This is a genomic window from Nocardiopsis oceani (assembly GCF_054777395.1).
This window is the reverse complement of sequence record NZ_BAAHAR010000014.1, coordinates 16,305-35,779: the sequence shown is the minus strand read 5'-3', so window position 1 is coordinate 35,779 and position 19,475 is coordinate 16,305. Positions and strand designations below refer to the sequence as shown.

At 69.9% G+C, this 19,475-nt stretch carries 15 protein-coding genes and 3 tRNA genes; 9 read left to right on the top strand and 9 right to left on the bottom strand.

Annotation, left to right across the window (positions count from 1 at the left end):
• Positions 1–15: 15 nt before the first annotated feature.
• The 3 genes from rpoD to ACYVDG_RS10085 all read left to right on the top strand — a co-directional run bounded on the left by rpoD (position 16) and on the right by ACYVDG_RS10085 (position 5,676).
• Entirely contained in the window at positions 16–1,101 is a 1,086-nt protein-coding gene (rpoD, locus tag ACYVDG_RS10095) for an RNA polymerase sigma factor RpoD (RefSeq protein WP_460748721.1), read from the top strand.
• A 196-nt stretch (positions 1,102–1,297) separates the two neighbouring features.
• Positions 1,298–2,623 carry a glycoside hydrolase family 18 protein gene (locus tag ACYVDG_RS10090; RefSeq protein WP_460748717.1) on the top strand — a complete coding sequence of 442 codons (1,326 nt, stop codon included), beginning with the start codon at positions 1,298–1,300 and terminating at the stop codon, positions 2,621–2,623.
• A gap of 110 nt (positions 2,624–2,733) precedes the next feature.
• Entirely contained in the window at positions 2,734–5,676 is a 2,943-nt protein-coding gene (locus ACYVDG_RS10085) for an FAD-binding and (Fe-S)-binding domain-containing protein (protein WP_460748715.1), read from the top strand.
• A gap of 182 nt (positions 5,677–5,858) precedes the next feature.
• Here the strand turns inward: ACYVDG_RS10085 and ACYVDG_RS10080 are convergent, their stop codons facing one another.
• Entirely contained in the window at positions 5,859–6,401 is a 543-nt protein-coding gene (locus tag ACYVDG_RS10080) for a hypothetical protein (protein ID WP_460748712.1), read from the bottom strand.
• A 2-nt stretch (positions 6,402–6,403) separates the two neighbouring features.
• Positions 6,404–6,736, bottom strand: coding sequence for a hypothetical protein (locus ACYVDG_RS10075; protein ID WP_460748710.1), 333 nt, complete (start codon positions 6,734–6,736; stop codon positions 6,404–6,406).
• 166 nt (positions 6,737–6,902) lie between these two features.
• On the opposite strand from ACYVDG_RS10075, the gene ACYVDG_RS10070 reads away from it, so the two are divergent.
• Both ACYVDG_RS10070 and ACYVDG_RS10065 read left to right on the top strand, forming a co-directional pair.
• A tRNA-Asn gene (locus tag ACYVDG_RS10070) sits at positions 6,903–6,975 on the top strand.
• A 268-nt stretch (positions 6,976–7,243) separates the two neighbouring features.
• A tRNA-Asn gene (locus ACYVDG_RS10065) sits at positions 7,244–7,316 on the top strand.
• 168 nt (positions 7,317–7,484) lie between these two features.
• On the opposite strand, the gene ACYVDG_RS10060 is transcribed toward ACYVDG_RS10065, so the two are convergent.
• Entirely contained in the window at positions 7,485–8,372 is an 888-nt protein-coding gene (locus ACYVDG_RS10060; protein WP_460748708.1) for an SAM-dependent methyltransferase, read from the bottom strand.
• Positions 8,373–9,078: 706 nt separating this feature from the next.
• Here ACYVDG_RS10060 and ACYVDG_RS10055 point away from each other — a divergent pair.
• Together ACYVDG_RS10055 and ACYVDG_RS10050 are read left to right on the top strand one after the other, a co-directional pair.
• Complete coding sequence (locus ACYVDG_RS10055; RefSeq protein ID WP_460748705.1) at positions 9,079–9,846, top strand: RibD family protein; 768 nt, start codon at positions 9,079–9,081, stop codon at positions 9,844–9,846.
• On the top strand, positions 9,843–10,331 hold the full coding sequence (locus tag ACYVDG_RS10050) for a cytidine/deoxycytidylate deaminase family protein (protein WP_460748703.1): 489 nt from the start codon (positions 9,843–9,845) through the stop codon (positions 10,329–10,331). The genes ACYVDG_RS10055 and ACYVDG_RS10050 overlap by 4 nt, the downstream gene beginning before the upstream one ends.
• A gap of 50 nt (positions 10,332–10,381) precedes the next feature.
• Here ACYVDG_RS10050 and ACYVDG_RS10045 read toward each other — a convergent pair whose 3' ends face one another.
• From ACYVDG_RS10045 to ACYVDG_RS10035, 3 genes are all read right to left on the bottom strand, one after another.
• Positions 10,382–12,889: a DEAD/DEAH box helicase gene (locus ACYVDG_RS10045; RefSeq protein WP_460748700.1), complete on the bottom strand. Its 2,508-nt coding sequence runs from the start codon at positions 12,887–12,889 to the stop codon at positions 10,382–10,384.
• A gap of 90 nt (positions 12,890–12,979) precedes the next feature.
• Positions 12,980–14,050 carry an acyl-CoA dehydrogenase family protein gene (locus ACYVDG_RS10040; protein WP_460748697.1) on the bottom strand — a complete coding sequence of 357 codons (1,071 nt, stop codon included), beginning with the start codon at positions 14,048–14,050 and terminating at the stop codon, positions 12,980–12,982.
• Positions 14,051–14,165: 115 nt separating this feature from the next.
• Positions 14,166–14,864, bottom strand: a complete 699-nt coding sequence (locus ACYVDG_RS10035; protein ID WP_460748694.1) for a GAF and ANTAR domain-containing protein — start codon at positions 14,862–14,864, stop codon at positions 14,166–14,168.
• A gap of 244 nt (positions 14,865–15,108) precedes the next feature.
• Here ACYVDG_RS10035 and ACYVDG_RS10030 point away from each other — a divergent pair, with 244 nt between their 5' ends.
• Positions 15,109–15,933: a sigma-70 family RNA polymerase sigma factor gene (locus tag ACYVDG_RS10030; protein WP_460748691.1), complete on the top strand. Its 825-nt coding sequence runs from the start codon at positions 15,109–15,111 to the stop codon at positions 15,931–15,933.
• 410 nt (positions 15,934–16,343) lie between these two features.
• On the opposite strand, the gene ACYVDG_RS10025 is transcribed toward ACYVDG_RS10030, so the two are convergent.
• A complete protein-coding gene (locus ACYVDG_RS10025; RefSeq protein ID WP_460748688.1) occupies positions 16,344–17,333 on the bottom strand; it encodes a malate dehydrogenase in 990 nt (329 codons plus the stop codon).
• Between the two features lie 262 nt (positions 17,334–17,595).
• On the opposite strand from ACYVDG_RS10025, the gene ACYVDG_RS10020 reads away from it, so the two are divergent.
• Positions 17,596–17,669: transfer RNA gene (locus tag ACYVDG_RS10020), tRNA-Ile, on the top strand.
• 185 nt (positions 17,670–17,854) lie between these two features.
• Here the strand turns inward: ACYVDG_RS10020 and ACYVDG_RS10015 are convergent.
• Positions 17,855–18,463: a hypothetical protein gene (locus ACYVDG_RS10015; RefSeq protein ID WP_460748685.1), complete on the bottom strand. Its 609-nt coding sequence runs from the start codon at positions 18,461–18,463 to the stop codon at positions 17,855–17,857.
• 89 nt (positions 18,464–18,552) lie between these two features.
• The gene (locus tag ACYVDG_RS10010; RefSeq protein ID WP_460748683.1) at positions 18,553–19,188 is read right to left on the bottom strand and encodes a hypothetical protein; all 636 of its coding nucleotides are present in this window, start codon (positions 19,186–19,188) and stop codon (positions 18,553–18,555) included.
• Positions 19,189–19,475: the final 287 nt, after the last annotated feature.

Sequence of the window (19,475 nt, the reverse complement as noted above, 5' to 3'; positions counted from 1 at the left end):
CCACCTATTCGTCAGGTGGTCCGCCTACTCCCTGACTCGAGCCGGGGACCAGTAAGTCGTGGGGAGGTCGCGTCGGCGTTGGAACGCCTGGACGCGCCCCCCGACTCCCTGGATCAGACCATCACCGACCTGGCCCGCGCCGGGGTCGACGTGGCCGACCCGGAGGAGGCGGTGGCCCCCGTCGACACGGGCCGCCGCTCCGGCTCCGATCTGGTCCGCCTGTACCTGCGCGAGATCGGCCGTGTCCCGCTGCTCAGCGCGCGGGAGGAGGTGGACCTGGCGAAAGCCATCGAGGTGGGCCTGTACGCGCAGCGCCGAGACCCCTCACTCGGCCTCTGCGGAGCGGACGAGCTCGCCGCCCTCGCGGACGAGGGCAGACGCGCCAAACGGCGCCTCATCGAGTCCAACCTCCGCCTGGTGGTGTCGATCGCCAAGCGCTACATGGGGCGGGGGCTCCTCTTCCTGGACCTGATCCAGGAGGGCAACCTCGGCCTGATCCGCGCGGTGGAGAAGTTCGACTACACCAAGGGGTTCAAGTTCTCCACGTACGCCACGTGGTGGATCCGCCAGGCGGTCACCCGTGCCATCGCCGACCAGGCCCGCACCATCCGCATCCCCGTGCACATGGTCGAGACCATCAACAAACTCGTACGGGTGCAACACCAGCTGCACCAACAACTCGGCCGTGAACCCAGCGTCGCCGAGATCTCCTCCGCCGCCGGATTCGGCGGAGAGCGCGTCCTGGAGATCCAGCGCATCGCCCGCGAACCCGTCTCCCTCCAAGCTCCCATCGGCGACGAGGAATCCGACTTCGGAGACTTCATCGAGGACTCGGACGCCGTGATACCGGTGGAGGCGGCCGCCTTCAGCCTCCTGCAGGAACAGCTACGGGTGCTCCTGGGAGACCTCTCCGAACGCGAGCAGCGGATCATCCGGCTGCGCTTCGGACTGGTCGACGGGCGCCCGCGCACACTGGAGGAGGTCGGGTGCGAATTCGGTGTGACCAGGGAGCGGATCCGCCAGATCGAGGCGAAGACCCTGGCCAAGCTCCGGCACCCGTCGCGGGCGGGCGCACTGAAGGAATTCCTCCGAGGCGGCTGAGCGAGGCAGCTGGGTTCCGTATGGGACCGCCGGGTCCCGTGTGGCGTACACGGCGGGTGACCACCCGTGAGTGCTGCTGAGGCTCCAATAACGTATGGGGAGCCCCTTGGGTTCCCTGACGTCCGGAAACGGCCTGATGTGGCCGACATGGGACGAACACCCGGTCCGGAAGCGGTGCTGCCCCTACGGTCGAGGTGTGAACCCCAATCCGACCTCGCCGAAGCCCAAGACATCCTTCGGGCGGCGTCCGATGCTGGTCCTGGGCGCGGCCGCCGTCGCCGTCGTGCTGCTCGTGGGCACCTTCGTGATCATCAACCGGAGCGAACCCGAACGCATCGGGTACTTCGCCGACTGGAACGTGGCCAACCGCAGCTACACCATCAACGAACTGCGGGCCAGCGGTGCCCCCGCCGACCTCACCAGACTCATGTGGGCCTTCGGCGACATCAACACGGACGGGCTCTGCCACATCCCCGAGGACAGCCACGACCAGCCCTGGGAGCTGTACCAGCGCCGCTACGACGCCGACGAGAGCGTCAGCGGCGAGGCCGACGAGTACGAGCAGGAACTGGCGGGCAGTCTCAACCAGCTGCGCATGCTCCGCGAGGAGTACCCCGACATGGGCGCCAGCCTCTCCCTGGGAGGGTGGAACTGGTCGGTGAACTTCTCCACCGCGGCCCGCACCGAGGAGTCCCGCGAAGAGTTCGTGGCCTCCTGCCTGGACCTGTGGCTCCGCGGTGACCTGCCGGTTCGCGGCGACGAACCCCAAGGCGGCGAGGGTTCGGCCGCGGGTGTCTTCGACGGTATCGACCTGGACTGGGAGTGGCCGGGCGGTGAGGGGCTCGAGGAGAACATCGAGCACCCCGACGACCCGGAGAACTTCACCCTGCTGGTCGCCGAGTTCCGCCGCCAGATGGACGAGCTCTCCAGCGAGACCGGGGACGACTACGTCCTGTCCGTCTCGCTGCCCGGGGGCGCGTCGCTCACCGAGGCCTACGAGCCGGAGATCTTCGACCACGCCGACTTCGCCACCGTGCAGGGGTACGACTTCGCCGGCCCCTGGAACGAGCGCACCACGCACCACTCCAACCTCCACCGGCCCGAGTACAACGAGGACGCCAACAGTGTCAACCAGGCCGTTCAGCGCTACCTCGACCTGGGCGCGGAACCGGAGCAGCTGGTGATGGGCATCCCCGCCTTCGGCCGCGGCTGGCAGGGCGTCCCCGCCGAGGACTCCGGCCGCAACCAGGAGGCCGACGGCCCGGCCGAGGACGACTACGACGGCCCCACCCGGACCTTCGCCGAACTCGAGGAGATGGACGGCCGCCGCTTCCTCGACGAGGACTCGGGTTCGTACTGGGTCTACGACGGAGACGAGTGGTGGACCTACGACAACCCTGAGGTGATCGCCCTCAAGGGCGAGTACGTCCAGGACCACGACCTGGCCGGGATGATGGTCTGGAACCTCGACATGGACCCCAACGGCGACCTGATCCGCGCCATGCGGGACTCCCTCGACTAAGCCTGCTCAGGGCGGGCGGACCGCGCCGCGACCGGACCCGGCCCAGAGCGGGGCGACCGCGCCGCGTGCCGTGGTTGCCACGCCGCCACCGGCCGCGACACGCTGTGGTCATGGCCGACCCGCACAGCACCACCACACGCCCGGATCTCACCGCGCTCCACCGGGACCTGGAGGACAGCGTCCAAGGGATTGTCGCCCTCGACGCGGGCACGCTCGCCCTGTACACCTCCGACGCCTCCAACTACCGCCGCGTCCCGCTCGCGGTGGTCATCCCCGAGACCGTTGACGACTGCGTCGCCGCCGTCCGCGCCTGCGCTGCGCACGGGGTCCCGATCGTCCCCCGCGGCGGGGGCACCTCCATCGCCGGGAACTCCATCGGCACCGGCGTGGTCATCGACACCTCCCGCCACCTGCGCGCCGTGGAGCACATCGACCCGGCGGCCCGAACCGCGACCGTCCAGCCCGGCGTCATCCTCGACGACCTGCGCGCGGCCACCGCCGAGCACGGACTCACCTTCGCCCCTGACCCCTCCACCCACAGCCGCTGCACCATCGGCGGCATGATCGGCAACAACGCCTGCGGCTCCCACTCGGTCGCCTGGGGCACCACCGCCGACAACATCGTCTCCCTGGACCTGCTCCTGTCCGACGGCACACGGATCACCGTAGGGTCGGGGCACACCGCCGAGGAGTTCGCCGAACTGGCCGCCCGCCCCGGCCGTGAGGGCCAGATCCACGCCGCACTGGGCCGCCTCGTGGAGACCCACCGCGCCGAGATGCGCACGTCCATGCCGGAGTTCCGGCGGCGCGTCTCCGGCTATGCCCTGGACCGCCTGCTCCCGGAGAAGGGGCGCGACGTCGCCGCCGCCCTCGTGGGCACGGAGGGCACCTGCGCCCTCGTTCTCGGCGCCACGGTCCGGCTGGTCGAGTCACCGCCCGCCCGCGCCCTTGCGGTGCTCGGCTACGAGGACGCGCCTGCCGCCGCCGACGCCGTGCCCGGCCTGTTGAGCCACTCCCCGCTCACCGTCGAGGGCATCAACGACCGCATCGTCGCCGCGCTGGACCGGCACGGGTCCAAGTCACGGGTGCCCCTGCCGCTCGGCGGTGCTTGGCTGCTGGTGGAGATCGCCGGCCAGGACATGGACGGGGCGGCCGCGGCGGCCCAGGCGATGATCGACGCCCTGGACGCCGACAGCCGCCCCAGGGACACTTCCGTGGTGACCGACCCGGCACACCAGAAGGCGCTCTGGCGCATCCGGGAGGAGGGGGCCGGGCTCACCTCCCGGACGCCCACCGGCGCCGAGGCCTGGTCGGGCTGGGAGGACGCCGCGGTGCCGCCCGAGAACCTCGGTGCCTACCTGCGCGACTTCGAGGACCTCATGGCCCGGCACGACCGCTACGGGGTGGTCTACGGCCACTTCGGCGACGGCTGCCTGCACGTGCGCATCGACTTCGAGCTCACACACGAGGCCGGGCGCCGCGAGTACCGCGCCTTCCTGGAGGAGGCCGCCGGGATCGTGGTCCGGCACGGCGGCTCCCTCTCCGGTGAGCACGGTGACGGGCAGGCGCGTTCCGAACTCCTCGCGCGTATGTACCCCGAGAGCCTGATCCGCGCGTTCGGCGAGTTCAAACGGGTCTGGGACCCCGACAACCTGATGAACCCCGGCATCATCGTCGACCCGCTGCCGCTGGACGCCGACATCCGTGTGGCCGACGAACTGCGCACCGAGAACCCGCGCACCGAGCTCCCGCTGGTCTCGGACGTCACCATGGCCTACCCGGAGGACGACGGCGACTTCGCCAAGGCCCTGCGCCGCTGTTCGGGTGTGGGCAAGTGCCGCCGCCAGAGCGGGCCGGGCGTGATGTGCCCCAGCTACCAGGTCACCCAGGAGGAGAAGCACTCCACCCGGGGCCGGGCCCACCTGCTGTTCGAGATGGCCAACGGCGATGTCATCACCGACGGCTGGCGCTCCGAGGAGGTGCGCGAGTCACTGGACCTGTGCCTGTCCTGCAAGGGCTGCCTGAGCGACTGCCCCGTCAACGTGGACATGGCCTCGTACAAAGCCGAGTTCCTGCACCAGCACTACAAGGGGCGGGTGCGCCCGGCCGCGCACTACTCGATGGGGTGGCTGCCGGTGCTGGCCCGCCTGGCTGCCGCGGCCCCCGTGGAGGCCAACCGGGCGGTCCGGCTGCCCGGGGTGTCCTCCCTGGCCAAGCGCGCGGCCGGAGTGGCGGCCGAGCGCGACCTGCCCGCCTTCGCGCGCACCACGTTCACCCGCGCCTTCCGGCGCCGCCTGGCCCGCGGTGAGGGGCGCGCCGGCGGAGCCAAGGTGGTGCTGTGGCCGGATACCTTCGGCAACCTGCTCAACCCGAACGTCCTGGTCTCCGCCGTGCGCGTGCTCGAGGACGCGGGCTTCTCCGTGGTGCTGCCCAAGGGGCAGGTCTGCTGCGGGCTCACCTGGGTCTCCACCGGGCAGCTGGACGTGGCCCGCGCGGTGATGCGCCGCTCGGTGGCCGCCTTGGCGCCCCTGGTGTCCCAGGGGCTGCCGGTGGTGGGCCTGGAGCCGAGCTGCACTGCGGCGCTCAAGCACGACCTGCTGGAGCTTCTGCCGGGGGAGCAGAGCGAGAGGGTGGCGGCGGCCGTGCACACGTTCGCCGGCTTCCTCAACGAATACGCTCCGGACTGGCAACCGCCGCGCGTCTCGGCGTCGGCGCTGGCCCAGGTGCACTGCCACCAGCACGCCGTGATGGGCTTCGACGCGGACCGGGAGCTGATCGCCCGCGCCGGGATCGACGGCGAGGTGCTGGACTCGGGCTGCTGCGGCCTGGCGGGGGACTTCGGTTTCACGGAGGGGCACTACGAGGTGTCGCAGGCGATCGGCGAGCGCGAACTGCTGCCGAGGGTCCGTGCCGCCGACGAGGACACCCTGGTCCTCGCCGACGGCTACAGCTGCCGTACCCAGATCGAGCAGGGGGCGGGGCGCAAGGCCCTGCACCTGGCCGAGGCGCTCGCCCTGGGCCTGGACAAGCGGGTCAGGGCCGCGCGCGGCTGAGCGCTGTCCACAGGGTCCGCACCCGGGACTGGCGCCACGGCCCGGTCCCGGGTTGACTCGATACCGGGGGAGTTTCCGTACCCGCCAGCTCCGTGCTGCCCGCTGCCCGCCGGGCCTAGGCACCTGCCCGCCGGACCCAGGCACTGATCCGGTGGACGGGCACCCCCGTACTCCTGTGGCGCTCAGACGCCCATCTGCTCGTTGAGGAGGGCCAGGGCTCGGGAGACGGCGTCGGAGAGGCGCGGGTCGTCCGGGTCCAGTCCCTCTCCCAGGTGCACGCGCCAGTCGATCTCGGTGCCCAGCGGGGGGCGCCGGGCGACCAGCCGGAAGCCTGTGGCGGACTCGGTGGAGGGGAAGGGCACGAAGCGGTTGACCAGAATGGTGGAGGTGACCCGCTCGGCGACGGTCTCGGCCATGCGCCGGTAGTCCACGGGCTCACCGGTCTGGTCGGTGCGCAGGCGTACCGTGTGTTCCCCGAACCCTTCCTCGATGAACGTGAACGTGTCGGGGCTCCAGCGGGCCTGGTCGATGTCCTGCCAGGGCACGGCGCGCCCCTCGGCCAGGTACAGGGCGAGGGTGGTGGCCACCATAAGGCTGCCCTCAGGGGTGTCGTCGGGGGTGCCGCCCTCGGCCGGTTCGGCGACGGCCACCTGCGCGAGCACGCGCTCGCCCTGTTCCAGCCGGGAACGCACTTGCTCGGGGATGCCCCGACCGAACAGCGCCATCGTCAGACGTCCCGCCCTTGGCCGGGGTCGTTTGCCGGCCGAGTGCCGTTGGCCAGGCTGACCTCCCACTCGATGAGTTCGGCCTCTTCGTCGGTGGGACGGGCGAGGAAGTCGCGCACGGACGTGACGGGCATCGTGGCTACGGCCTTGTCGTAGACGGCCCGGCCGGCCTTGCTGGTCTGGGCGCCGACGACCCCGGCTACTTCCTGTACCAAGGGGCTGTCGGCCACCTTGCGGGCGGTGCGGGAGAGCTGTTCGTAGCGGGCCCTGCCCGCCTTGGCTCCCAGGACGTATCCGATGGCGAGTCCTGCGGCGAAAGTGATCCGGTAGCGCATGGTCCCTGTCCCTCTTTACGGCCTTGGTGACGGTCGGAGTGGTCCGTGCCCCGACGTTACCCTGTCGTGGTTGCGGTCACACGAGCCGACACTGGTCATGAGCACTCTCCAAGCACGCTATTCTGGTGGTGTCGCCGAGGCCGGGATCCGGTTTCGGAAGGCGCGGTCTCGCGTAGCTCAATCGGCAGAGCAGCCGGCTGTTAACCGGCAGGTTACTGGTTCGAGTCCAGTCGCGAGAGCGGGGAGTGGGCCCGTCGGAGAGTTCCGGCGGGCCTTCGTCGTCTCCGGGATGCGCTGTGCGGCTACCGGGGAGCTGCCGAGGGCATTCGGGCCTGTCCAGGTGCAGGACGCCCCGAACAGGGCTCTGCCGGTGCCGGGGTGAGGCCGCGAACAGGGTGAGGTGGCGGACAAGACCGATCCCGGAGCGAAAACGCGTCGCGAGCACCCCTGGGGAGGCGCTATTCTGGTGGTGTCGCCGAGGCCGGGATCCGGTTTCGGAAGGCGCGGTCTCGCGTAGCTCAATCGGCAGAGCAGCCGGCTGTTAACCGGCAGGTTACTGGTTCGAGTCCAGTCGCGAGAGCGGGGAGTGGGCCCGTCGGAGAGTTCCGGCGGGCCTTCGTCGTCTCCGGGACGTGCTGCGTCGTTCCCGGAACCTGCAAGGGCCCCGGGCCGCTGCGGGCGGTGCCGGGGCCCTCGCCCGCTGCCGGGCCCTGGGGCTCCAACGCGGGTACGAGGGTGGTGTACGGACTCAGATCCGGCCCACGCCGCCGATGATCAGCTGTCGGTTGCGGTGCGGCATCTGGTAGCTGCCCGGGACGGGTGGGGCCACCGGCATGGTCCGCCATTTCTGGGCCCGGAGCAAACCCGGGGGTACCGCCTCCCAGCCGTCGAAGAAGGCGGTGATCTCCTGCTCGGTCCGCCAGTATCCGTGTCCCAGCTTCTCCGTGAACAGGCGTTGGAGCCGCTCCGCTCGGAGCGCGTCCTTGGGGTGCCGCCCGGGGTCGGGGCGGCAGTAGTGGCTGAGGACCATGTGGCTGCCGGGGGCCAGGGCGTCGCGCAGGACCGCGATGTTCCGTGCTGCCGCCGCCGCGTCCGAGGTGTGTGAGACGACGCCGGTGAGGATCAGGCCGATCGGCCGGTCCAGGTCGAGGAGGTTGTCGCTCTCGGGATCGTGCAGCAGTCGGGACGTGTGGTCCAGCCCGGCGGATACGGCGGTGGTCGTCCGGCCGTCGCGGATCAGGGCGAGGTGGTGGGCGAGCACCACGGGGTCGTCGCTCGCGTAGACGACACGGGCGTCGGGGTGGCTCTCGTGGGCGATCTCGTGCGGGTCGCCGGGCATGGGCAGTCCGGCACCCACTTGGAGGAACTGCTGGATTCCCAGGTCCGCAGAGAGGTGACGTACGGCGCGCTGGAGGAAGGCGCGCTCGCCCAGGACGATGTCGACGAAGCCCGGGGCCTCACGCTCGGCCAGGGTGGCCAGCTCTCTGTCCACGGCGAAGTGGTCCTTCCCCTTGAGGTGGAAGGAGTGGACCCGCTCGATGCTGGCTCTGGCCAGATTGACGGGCGGCGGGGGTTTGGCCCTGACGTGTTTGTCCCCCGCCTGCCTCAGGAAATCGGGGGAGGTGAAACGAGACATCGCCGTCCTCTTGTCTGAGGTGGGGAAGTGCGGTCGACTCCCAGATTGCCGGATCGTCCCCGAGGGGATCGCGTCAAAGGATTCTATTCCGCGTTGGTCCGCTTGTTAACCGGGTCCAGGATACAGGTAGTAAAAATCGGCGGACGGGGTTGCACGACGTTGCTTCGGGTGGCCCGGCGTGGCCCGTGAAGGTGGGTGTGCTGTGCGTTAGGTCGGCCTTGAGTCGACTAGTGCTTATACACCTAATGTCCATTATGTGAGGAATGGGGTCCAGGCTGCCCGTGCGGGCTCGCCGCCCGGTGCCTGTACCGGAGATTGCGGGCTTCACCGGGGATTCGGCCCGGAGGGCACCGGAGGTCCACGTGGGAGCCGGGGCCGGAAGGAACCGTGCGGAAGGGTTCGGGTGGGGCCCATCCGAAGAGCCCGGGTCGTTGGCCCCGAACGTTTCGGGACCCCCGAAAGGTCGGCCGCGCTATTGGGAAAATGAGTGGCCAATTCCGGCAGCGAACCCGCTGCCAGCGAAAACCCGCGGGAAGACAGCGGGAACATTCGTTTCGGCGGTGCCTGATCCGATACTTGTGGCGGCACTCGGGGCTTTGCTGAAGTGCGGGGAAAAGCTGCCAGCCGGGAGGGGAACGTCCGGGAGGCAACACCCGTCTCGCACGGCCTAGGCCGCCGGGCGGGCGCCCGCCGTTAGCCTTGGGGCATGGACCGTCCCTACACCATCCTGAGCTGCGCGATGTCGGTCGACGGGCGCATCGACGACACCAGCCCCGAACGCCTCCGCCTCTCCAACGAGGCCGATTTCGCCGAGATCGACGAGCTGCGCGCCGGATGTGACGCGATCCTGGTCGGGGCGGGCACCCTCCGTGCCGACAACCCCCGACTCCTCGTGCGCTCGCCGGTCCTGCGCGAGCGCCGCCGCGAACAGGGGCGCACCGAGAACCTGCTCAAGGCAGTGGTCACCCGGGGCGGTGACATCGACCCCGAGGCGCGCTTCTTCACCACCGGCGATGCCGGGGCGGTCGTGTACACGGGCGGTACGGGTGTGGCCACCGCCAACCGCCGCCTGTCCGGGAACCGTCCGCCGTCCGAGCACCCGGAATCCGGTCCGTCCGCCGAGGTCGTCGATGCGGGGGACCCGCCCACGGCGAAGGCGATCCTGGCCGACCTCGCCGACAGGGGTGTCACCCGGCTCCTGGTCGAGGGCGGCGGGCACATCCACACCCTGTTCCTCACCTCGGGACTCGTCGACGAACTCCGGCTGGCCGTCGCGCCGTTCTTCGTGGGTGACGATGACGCCCCGCGCTTCGTCATGCCGGGTGCCTACCCTTTCACCCCGGACGTTCCCATGCGCCTGATGGAGGCGCGTGCCCTGGACGGAGTGGCCGTACTGCGGTACTGCCTCGCTTCGGGGAGGTCCGGGGTGAAGGGGGAACGTGGAGGGTCCGGGGAACCGGGGGATCGGCGTTGAGAGAGGAGACCGGGGCGCACGGCGGACCCGCGCCATCGGAGGGCAGCGCCGACACGTACTGGCTGGAGCGCACCGTGGAGCTCTCCCGCTCCTGCCCGCCCTCGGACACGGCTTTCTCCGTGGGCGCCGTCGTGGTCTCCGCCGAGGGCCGCGTCCTGGGGGAGGGCTACTCGCGTCGCGACGACCCGCACGACCACGCTGAAGAGGTCGCCCTCCGCGGAACCGACCCCGACGACCCGCGGCTCACCGGGGCGACGATGTACACGTCCTTGGAACCGTGCAGCGCCCGTGCTTCGCGTCCCCGTTCCTGCAGTGCGCTCATCCTGACCACACCGATCCCGCGCGTGGTCCTCGCCTGGCGCGAGCCGGCCCTGTTCGTCGACTGCGACGGTGCCGAACGCCTGGCCGAGGACGGTCGCACCGTGGTCGAGCGCCCCGACCTCGCGGCGGGGGTCCGGGAGGTCAACGCGCACCTCCTCGCCTGAGCGAGGTCGATGTCCGGCCCCGTGGAAGTTCGGCGGGGCCGGACATCGACCTAGAGCCGGTTCACGTCGGTGACGTGGATGACTGCGCGTCCTTCCGCGTTGGAGGCGGCCAGGTCCACCTCGGCGCTGATGCCCCAGTCGTGGTCCTCGTCCGGGTCGGCGAGGATCTGACGGACCCGCCAGAAGTCCTTCTCTTCCTCGATGAGGAGCATCTTCGGGCTTCGGGCGTCCGGGCCGATGCCGATCTCGTCGTGCTCGGCGTAGTACGCCTCGACCGCCTCGGCCCACTCCTCGCCGGTCCACTCGTCGTCCTCGGACAGCTTGCCCAAGTCGCCGTAGCGGCGGCGGGCGGCCAGTTCCACGCGGCGGAAGAGCTCGTTGCGGACGAGGACGCGGAAGGCGCGGGAGTTCGCGGTGACGGGGCGTACCGTCTCTTCGACATCGCCGGTCTCGCCCTCGGCCTCCTCCTCGGGGTTGGTGAGCTGCTCCCACTCGTCCAGCAGGCTGGAGTCGACCTGGCGCACCAGCTCGCCGAGCCACTCGATGAGGTCACGCAGTTCCTCGGTCTTGGCGTCGTCGGGCACCGTCTGGTTGAGCGCCTTGTAGGCGCTGGCCAAGTAGCGCAGCACCAGTCCTTCGGAGCGGGCCAGCTCGTAGTAGCCCACGTACTCGACGAAGTTCATCGCGCGCTCGTACATGTCACGGGCGATGGTCTTGGGCCGCAGAGGGTGGTCGCCCACCCACGGGTGCCCGCGGCGGTAGACCTCGTAGGCGTGGTCGAGGAGTTCCTCCAACGGCTTGGGGTACTCGATCTCCTCGAGCCGCTCCATGCGCTCCTCGTACTCGATACCGTCCATCTTCATCTGCTGGACGGCCTCGCCCCGGGCCTTGTTGAGCTGGGCGCCGAGGATCTGGCGCGGGTCGTCCAGGGTGGACTCCACGACCGTGAGCACGTCCAGCGGGTAGGTCGGCGACTCCGCGTCCAACAGCTCCAGGGCGGCCAGCGCGAACGTGGACAGCGGCTGGTTGAGCGCGAAATCGGCTTGCAGGTCCACGGTCAGCCGGGCGGTGCGGCCCTGGTCGTCGGGTTCCGGCAGGGTCTCCACGATCCCGCCGTCCAACAGCGACCGGTAGATGGCGATCGCCTCGTGGATGTGGCGGCGCTGCGTCTTGCGGTCGTCGTGGTTCTCGGTGAGCAGGTGCTTCATGGCGGTGAAGCAGTTGCCGGGGCGGCCGATCACGCTCAGCAGCATCGCGTTGCTCACCCGGAAGCGGGAGTTGAGCGGCTCCGGGTCGGAGTCGATGAGCTTGCGGAAAGTGGCGTCGTCCCAGGCCACGAAACCGTCGGGGGCCTTCTTACGCACCACCTTGCGGCGCTTCTTCGTGTCGTCGCCCGCCTTGGCCAGGGCCTTCTCGTTCTCGATCACGTGCTCGGGCGCCTGGGCGACCACGTTGCCGACCGTGTCGAAGCCCGCGCGTCCGGCGCGTCCGGCGATCTGGTGGAACTCACGCGCGCGCAGCCTGCGCACCCGGACCCCGTCGTACTTGCTCAGCGCCGTGAACAGCACGGTGCGGATGGGCACGTTCACGCCCACACCGAGGGTGTCCGTACCGCAGATGACCTTGAGCAGTCCGGCCTGCGCCAGCCGTTCGACCAGGCGACGGTACTTGGGCAGCATCCCGGCGTGGTGGACGCCGATGCCGTGCCGAACGTACCTGGACAGATTGCGGCCGAACTTGGTGGTGAAGCGGAAGTTGCCGATCTCCTCGGCGATCTTCGCCTTCTCCTCCTTGGTGCACATGTTGATGCTCGTCAACGACTGTGCGCGCTCCACGGCCTGCGCCTGGGTGAAGTGCACGATGTACACGGGCGCGTCGCCGTTGCCGAGGAGCTCCTCGAGGGTCTCGTGCAGCGGGGTGGCCCGGTAGTCGTAGTAGAGGGGGACGGGGCGCTCGGCGGAGGCGACGACCGCGGTCGACCGTCCGGTGCGCTTCTCCAGGTCCTCCTCGAACCGGCTGACGTCGCCGAGGGTGGCCGACATCAGCAGGAACTGCGCCTGCGGCATCTCCAGCAGGGGCACCTGCCACGCCCACCCGCGGTCGGGTTCGGCGTAGAAGTGGAACTCGTCCATGACGACGGTGTTGATGTCGGCATCCGTGCCCTCGGCCAGAGCGATCTGGGCGAGGACCTCGGCCGTGCAGCACACGATGGGCGCGTCGGCGTTGACGCTGGCGTCGCCGGTCATCATGCCGACGTTCTCGGTGCCGAAGATCTTGCACAGGTCGAAGAACTTCTCCGACACCAGCGCCTTGATGGGCGCGGTGTAGAACGCGCACTCGTCCCGTGCCAGGGCGCCGAACAGAGCGCCGGTGGCGACCATGCTCTTGCCGGAACCGGTGGGGGTGCTGAGGATGACGTTCGACCCGGAGACGACCTCGATGAGGGCCTCCTCCTGGTGCGGGTAGAGGGTGAGGCCCCGATCCTCGGCCCACAAAGCGAACGCCTCGAAGAGGGAGTCGGGTTCTGGTTCGGCCGGAAGTACATCGATGAGACTCACGGTCTCTATACTGCCCGCTCTCCGACCCCTTTCGGGACACGGCGGGGTATTGGACCCCTCACCGGCCCGGTAGGCCCGCTCGGGGGCTGGTCAGAATGCCGGGTCGTCCCGTTCCCCGCGGTGGGCCCGGTTCCCCCGCCCCCGGCGGGCGACGAGTGCGCCGAGCCTGGCCAGGTCGCGTTCCCCGCGGTGCTGACGGATGTAGGCGGCAAGGTCGGCGGCGGCTGCGATGTGCTGGGGGTCCGGGGAGCCGGACTCGGGCCCGAGGACCTCGTCAGCGTGCCGGATCACCGACCAGCAGGCCTCCGCCACGACCGACCTGGTGCGCAGGGCGCGCGTGGCGGCCAGATTCTCGTGGTCCTCGGGATCCTGGTCCACCGCCCCAGCCGCCAGCCGCAGGACGGCCCGCGCGGCGCACAGGTCGCGTTCGACCGCGCCGAAATGTGCTCGGACGTACGGGTCGCAGTCCTCGGCCGAGGCCCGCACCGCGAGCGTGTCCGCCAAGGCGCGCGCCCCGCCGTACCAGCACGCCGCCACACCGGCGCTCGCGTGGTGGAAACCGGGACGCTTCGCGTAGTCCTCCGCGGTGCAGAGCAGGACCGCGGGAACGTCGTCGAAAGTCAGGGCGAGGATATCGTTGGAGGCCATCTCAGACGTGGTCCGTCCGGGGAAGGCCGTGGTGTCCTGGTTGCCCACCACGAACAGTCCCTGCTCCCCGGACTCGAGCCCGGCCGTCACCAGCGCGTGCGTGCAGGTTCTGGCCCCCGCGCAGAACCCCTTTGTGCCGGTGAGCGACCAGCGCTTGCCGTTCTTCCGTGCGGTGAGCTCGTACCGGGCCGACCGGTCCGTCCAGACGCCCCAGATCTGCGCCGTCCCGCTCGCGGGAACCCCCAGTTCCGCCATGATCGCCTGGGCGTTGCTGTGCCCCTCGGCCAGGCGGGCGAGCGGGAGGTCGCGGCACGCGAGTCGGCGCAGGGCCTCCCACCGCTCCCAGGTGTTCCCCTGTCCGGGGAGGGGGAGGGTGAGGTTTCCCCTCTCGATTTCCCGGATCAGCGCTTGGGCGGTGGAACGCCACCGTTGACCGGCTCCTCCGGGAGGCGGCACGGGTGGCGGTCCGAGGACTTTGCGCGCTGCCTGTGCCGCGGGTTCGGTGGTGGTCATCTGGAATCCCCCGTTCAGCGGCTGTGTGGTGCATCCGCTGCCCGGGAGATTCCGGACTCAAACGACAAAAGGGTCGCAGGGCGGGCCGTCCGGCGACCCGCCCCGGCCAGGTCCGTCAGACGCTCTTCCTCGGGAAATCGCCGGTGTGCACGATCTCCTCCGCGAGGTCGCGCAGCTTGGTGTTCAGGTTCTGGGAGGCCTTGGCCAGCAGGGCGAAGGCCTGTTGGCTGGTGAGCTTGTACCGCTCCATGAGGATTCCGGTCGCCTCGCCGATCCGCTCGCGCGTTCGGATGGCGTCGCGCAGGGACTCGTCGTTCTGGGCGCTGGAGAGTGCCACGGCCGCGTGCGCGGCGAGGATCTCGCCGACCCGGGCCGACCCCTCGTCGAACGCGCCGGTCTCCGTCGAGTAGAGGTTCAGCCCGCCCAGGACCTCGCGCCTGGTGAACAGCTGTGCCGACATCATGCCGCGCATGCCCAGTCCAGCAACGCCTTCCACGAAGTCGGGCCACCTCGGCTCTGCCAGGGTGTCGTGGATGAAGTAGACTTTCCGGTCGCTGATCGCCTCCAGGCAGGGGCCTTGGCGCGTCGTGTACTGCAGCTGGTCCGCCTCCCCGACGACGGGGTGGGTGGAGGCCGCAGTGGTGATGCTGCCGCCAGGGTGCAGCACCGAGATGCCCGCGAACTCGCATCCGTCGATCTCGCTGACCGCGAGCTGGGCGATCTCCTCCAGGGTCGACTGGACCGACTCCTTGTCCAGCAGGTCCCTCGCGAAGTCAGCGAAGGCGCTGGACAGGTCTTTCCGTGGGTTCGTCAACCTGCTCCTCCTGAGCTCCCGGTACTGCCGCTCGCTGATCGGAGACGGCCGATGCCGGGGATGGCTTCCCATCGTCCACTACGTGCCCACGCGTGGCAACGCGATCCACCGGGCTCGGGGACGTACAGACCGGCGCTTCCTGTTTGATCTCCGTTGGACCGGGTAGTAAGGCACCAGGTCCGACAGCGCGGCCTTCTCGACACTGCCTTGCCCTCGCGGCGGCGGGATGGCCAGGAGGACCGTTATGAACCGCTCAGCACGGGCCACACTCCCCACCACGGGGAACACCCCCGTGGACGGGGAAGCCGAGGACATGCTCTCGAAGCTGCGCGGCCTGCCGCGCGACGGCAGTACCGCGCGAGAGCTCCGGAGCCGTATCGCGCACCTCCACACCAAGGTCGTGTTCAGGGAGGCCGGACGCTACCGCAACCGGGGCGTCGACACCGAGGAGCTCCGCCAGATCGCCTCGCTCGGCCTGATGAAGGCCATCGCCGGGTTCGACCCGGGCCACGGGAAACGGTTCGTCTCCTACCTGCTGCCCACCGTGAGCGGGGAGATCAAGCGCCACTTCCGGGACAACGTGTGGGCGGTCCACGTGCCCAGGTCCTACCGTGACCGGCGCGCCGAACTGAACCGGTTCGTGGTCGACTACACCCAGGACCACGCCAAGCCGCCCACACAGACGGAGATCGGCGCGCACTTCGGGACCGACAGCAGGGCCACCGGCGAACTCATCAACGCGGCGTCCGCCTACTCCGCGCTGTCCCTGGACCTTCCCCAGGGACACGACGAAGAGGGCAGCGAGGAGATCCTCGGTGACGCGCTCGGCGGCGCCGACCGCGAACTCGAACTCGTCGTCGACCGGACGGTGCTCAGGTCGGCGCTCACCCGCCTGCCCCCGGTCCAGCGGCGCGTTGTCGTTCTCTCCTATTTCGACGAGAAGCCGCAGACGGAGATCGCCGGGCTCCTGGGCTGCTCGCAGATGCAGGTCTCCCGCCTGTTGAGGGGCGCTTTGGACGAGCTGCGCAAGGAGCTGGTGCTGGTCGACTGCCCGAACCCCGACCCGTGAATCTGTCGGTGGGAGGTCCGTCAACGGTATGTGGAGACGGCCCGCTCCAGCTCCCCCGGTGGGAGCGGGCCGCCACCACGGATCCTCCCCACCGCGTCTTGCCCCTCGCGGTGAGCCGGTGGGTCCGGGACTGATCCGAGTCCCCTCAGATCGCTCGGAACGAACCTGGACCCGCCTGGGGAGGTCTCCGACGAGCCCGCTGGATGCGGGCTTATCAGCGCTACTGCACTGTGCGCGCCCCGACCAAACGGGATCGGTCCGGTTTTCTCCTCCGGATCGGCGGAATCGTGTCGCGCCCGGAACGCACCGGTGGTCTCCAGTGGCGGCGCACCGGAAGCCGAGGTCAGGGACGACGATGGCCGGCGGGGTGTCGGTACACTCCGCCGGCCGCTCGTGATCGGGACTCGGTACTAGACCAGGCCGAGGTCCTTCACGGTGTCGCGCTCCTCGACGAGCTCCTGCACCGAAGCGTCGATGCGGCCGCGGGAGAACTCGTCGATCTCCAGGCCCTGCACGATCTCCCACTTGCCGTTCTTGGAGGTGACCGGGAAGGAGGAGATGAGGCCCTCGGGGACGCCGTAGGAACCGTCGGACGGGATGGCCGCGGAGGTCCAGTCGCCCTCGGGGGTGCCGTTGACCCAGTCGTAGACGTGGTCGATGGCGGCGTTGGCGGCGGAGGCGGCCGAGGAGGCGCCACGGGCCTCGATGATCGCGGCGCCGCGCTTGGCGACGGTCGGGATGAAGTCGTTCTCCAGCCAGGCCTGGTCGCCGACGGCCTTGGCCGCGTTGGCACCGTTGACCTCGGCGTTGAACACGTCCGGGTACTGGGTCGCGGAGTGGTTGCCCCAGATGGTGAGCTTCTTGATGTCGTTGATCGACACGTCGAGCTTCTTGGCGAGCTGCGTCAGCGCGCGGTTGTGGTCCAGACGCGTCATCGCGGTGAAGCGCTCGGCCGGGACGTCCGGGGCGTGGCTCTGCGCGATGAGGGCGTTGGTGTTGGCCGGGTTGCCGACCGCCAGGATGCGGATGTCGTCAGCGGCGCCGGCGTTGATCGCCTCACCCTGGGGCTTGAAGATGCCGCCGTTGGCCTGGAGCAGGTCACCGCGCTCCATGCCCTTTCCGCGCGGACGGGCGCCGACCAGGAGGCCGACGTTGGCACCCTCGAACGCCTTGTTGGCGTCGTCGAAGATGTCGATGCCCTGGAGCAGGGGGAAGGCGCAGTCGTCAAGCTCCATCGCCGTGCCCTCGGCGGCCTTGACGGCCTGCGGGATCTCCAGCAGGCGCAGCTTCACCGGGGTGTCGGTGCCGAGCAGCTGACCCGAGGCGATCCGGAACAGCAGGGCGTAGCCGATCTGCCCGGCGGCGCCGGTGACGGTGACGTTGACGGGTGCTTTGGACATGCGTGAACTCTCCTGACGACGGTGTGCGACCCGCGATGTTACCAACGGGTTCGGGGCGGCTCCGGTGCCGGGCCCAGGGGGTACGGCCAGGCGCGCGCCGCACCGTTCCACCCTAGACCGCTCTGCTGTGAGCCTTGCTACCCAGGTGCCGTCAAGGGGTTGACGCGTCGTCATCGGGGTCGGGCAACGCCCGCGGGGCAACGGATTTACGGCGGGGAAACGCCGGACACACCCTGTTAGGATGACGTTTGCTGACGACGGAGGGCCGGTAGCTCAGTTGGTTAGAGCAGGGGACTCATAATCCCTGGGTCGCGGGTTCGAGTCCCGCCCGGCCTACCCCCTCCCACCTGCGTGGAACCCCCTTCTGCGCGGCGCCGACGGCGCACTTTGGCCGTCGGCGCACCCACCCTTCCATTTCCCGCTCGAGGGTGGCGTGGGTCAACTCTCTCGCTTTTCGTGACGTTTGCCCGAATGGCTACTCTTTGTGCTTTTCCGGCGTCGTCTCCAGGAACGGTTACCGGTCAGTCATGGTCACCGATCAGGCGTTTCACGAAAGTCCGGTAGTCGCGCAGAGAGATGCGGAGTGCTTCGGTGTCCGCGCCGGCGCCGTCGCTCCAAGAGGAACGGAGCTCGGAACGGCGGTTCTCGATCTCCGCCACCACCGCTTCCGCCACTTCGGTGGCCAGCGCGTCCGCGTCGCGCACTGCCTGCTGGGGGTCGTCGATGAACCCGCCCTGGGCCTCGCTCCACCGGTCGCGCACCTCGTCGGGGCGCATCCCGCGCGGACCGAGATCCCAGGTCACGTCCGCGGACTGCTGTCCCGTTGCGGGGCGACCCGGGGTTCCCTGACCCTCGGGTTTCCGCGACTGGGACCTCTTCTTGGAGGGTTGGGGCCGTTCAGTCCGGCCGGTCGTGTTCGTTGCGGGGCTCGTTCCGGTCCCGGCGCCCGTGTCCGTCCCGGCGGTGGTGTCGGGCTCGGCGTCGGTCACCTCTGCATCGACCCACTCGGCTTCCTGGGGCGCGTCAGCCGTCTCTTGCCCGAGCTCTTCGGGGCCCGCGGCGCCGGGCACCCCGTCGCCGGGCTCCTCCGGCCCCTTTCCGCGGCCGGACCTCGTTGTGCGCTCTGCCATCTCCGTCTCCTCGCCTCGGCGCCGGCTTCTCCCGCCCCGGATCGTGTTCGGCCGACTTCTCCCGCGTCCAGTGGTGTCGCCGGGGCCGCTCAGTCCCCCTCAGAGGCCCTCTGGTGCTTCCCGGGTCGATGGGACCCGTTGTCGCCCGGGAGTTCGCCCATGAGGGAGTCCAGCAGGCCGCGGTAGGCCAGCAGGGCCTCGCGCAGTTCCTCGGTGGCGGTCCGGTCCGCCTGGGCCAGGTGTCCGGCAGCGTGCGCGCGGCGGTAGCGGTCGACCGCGGACGGGTGGTCCACCGACAGGTCCTTGGCGCGCTGCTCGAAACTCTCGTCATCGGCGCCACCGTCGGCGGCGGAGGCGCGGTCGGGGTAGCCGATGTCCTTCATGACCGCGTCCGTGAGGGCGCGGGCGTCCTGTACTGCGCTGACCGGGTCGTCCACGAACTGCTGCTGGACCTTGGTCCACGTGTCCGTGTGCGCCGCTCTCTCGTCGTCGGTGAGGGCGCGGAGCTGGATATTCTCTCGGTGGCTGAGTCGCTCGGAGAGGTCCTTTTCGGCGGCTTCCTTGTCGCTGTGCGCCTCGAGGGCACGGTCGTACTCGGGGCCGAAGCGCTTCCTGAGCCGGTTGGTGCGCGTGGCCGGGAGGATCGAGAAACGCGCTGCGATCGCGGCTCCTCCGATGATGACGACCACGACAATGGCGATGATGACTATCGTTCCGGTCTCCACGGGGGGTACCTCCTGATCGGCCCCTGCCCCGAACGCCTGGTGCAAAACGCGCACTTCCGCGCGCTAAGCCGCTTTTGGCAGCTGAGGGCCGGTACGAGAGGTTTCCCGGGAGGTACGACCAGGGGCACTTTCGGGCTCTCGCGGTGGCGGAGACCACAGGCGCCGGCGGACGCCCCTTCCCACGTGCGGAGAGACCTGGGGGCGGAGTGACGCGCGCCGTTCGGCGGGTCCGGAGTCACCTATGGTGTGTGTCCGCGGCGCAGACCCTAAACTGGCCGCCGGTCGGG

Coding starts and splice junctions, on each gene's coding strand:
- ACYVDG_RS10085 (WP_460748715.1), top strand. CDS start 2,734: ATGGCCGACCCGCACAGCACCACCACACGCCCGGATCTCACCGCGCTC.
- ACYVDG_RS10040 (WP_460748697.1), bottom strand. CDS start 14,050: ATGACCACCACCGAACCCGCGGCACAGGCAGCGCGCAAAGTCCTCGGA.
- ACYVDG_RS10060 (WP_460748708.1), bottom strand. CDS start 8,372: ATGTCTCGTTTCACCTCCCCCGATTTCCTGAGGCAGGCGGGGGACAAA.
- ACYVDG_RS10015 (WP_460748685.1), bottom strand. CDS start 18,463: ATGGCAGAGCGCACAACGAGGTCCGGCCGCGGAAAGGGGCCGGAGGAG.
- ACYVDG_RS10075 (WP_460748710.1), bottom strand. CDS start 6,736: ATGCGCTACCGGATCACTTTCGCCGCAGGACTCGCCATCGGATACGTC.
- ACYVDG_RS10030 (WP_460748691.1), top strand. CDS start 15,109: ATGAACCGCTCAGCACGGGCCACACTCCCCACCACGGGGAACACCCCC.
- ACYVDG_RS10055 (WP_460748705.1), top strand. CDS start 9,079: ATGGACCGTCCCTACACCATCCTGAGCTGCGCGATGTCGGTCGACGGG.
- ACYVDG_RS10080 (WP_460748712.1), bottom strand. CDS start 6,401: ATGGCGCTGTTCGGTCGGGGCATCCCCGAGCAAGTGCGTTCCCGGCTG.
- ACYVDG_RS10025 (WP_460748688.1), bottom strand. CDS start 17,333: ATGTCCAAAGCACCCGTCAACGTCACCGTCACCGGCGCCGCCGGGCAG.